Here is a 923-nt window from a genome sequence, read left to right as displayed (position 1 = left end):
TGCATCAGGTGCGCCGAAGGCGTCATCTGGATGCAATTGTTAGCTGCTTTTTTTGATAATATGAAAGATTTAGATTTACCAAGAGAGATTTTATTTTATGAAATTAATGTCTATTTCATACTTAAATATTCATGTTTTATAGGATGGAACACCTTGTTGAGGATGCACTTCCTGATTCAGACGAAATAAAATTTATCTCTGGATGTTTTTCATGAAGCTCTTTCCATTTTTGATGGCTTATTTTCATTGCTTCATCTTTAGATATAGAAGGATCAATTAAGTTCCTAACAGAAGGAATGTTTAAATATCTGTCAACATGGACATTTAAATCTGATACTGCTCCGCCTCTAGCTGTTGCAAGCACACATGACGTATCAATACACCCCATTGGAATTATATCTTCAATTCCTCGACTTTTGAGGTGTTCTGCAAGTGTACCGCTTATCTTTTTCGATAGATCACCATAGTTTCCAGATAAAGATTCCTCCAAGAAAGCATCTTCGCTACCTTTATAGAACTGCCTATATTCTTGGTTCCTTTTCATTATTCGTAACAAATTCCTAATTGTTTCATGCTCCTCTCTTGTTCGTCTTTGCCCCCAGAAAAAGCGGACATCCACAACCTCTACACCATCTTTTCTTACGACAGATGACAAGAATTTATTTTGCTCTGTTATTGCAAGCTTGGATGCAGATAACTGAAAAGTATCATAGTAGGCGTTTTGCATATCTATAATCAGAATAGCAACTTTCTTACCCTTTCCTAATAAGCTTTCAACTAGAATTTTAGCTTCTTCCCAGCCTGAATAGGATTGTGTTGAAAAAGCCAGTAAAACAAAAGCAGAAAATAACGTTACACAGTTCATAATTAATAACCCCTCGCTATTTACCCTGAAGTATAGGATTAGAAATATGTATTGCAGC

General features: G+C 35.5%; 1 protein-coding gene. It reads right to left on the bottom strand.

Going from position 1 to position 923, the window contains the following annotated elements; genetic code table 11:
• Window positions 1-136: 136 nt before the first annotated feature.
• Window positions 137-923, bottom strand: a 787-nt coding sequence (locus tag ACY2RQ_RS19460; protein ID WP_490114672.1) for an isochorismatase family protein, incomplete at its 5' end; no start/stop codon positions are given.

This window comes from Parendozoicomonas sp. 209JJ7-1, from assembly GCF_058147085.1.
This window is presented reverse-complemented; position numbering and strand designations above follow the sequence as displayed.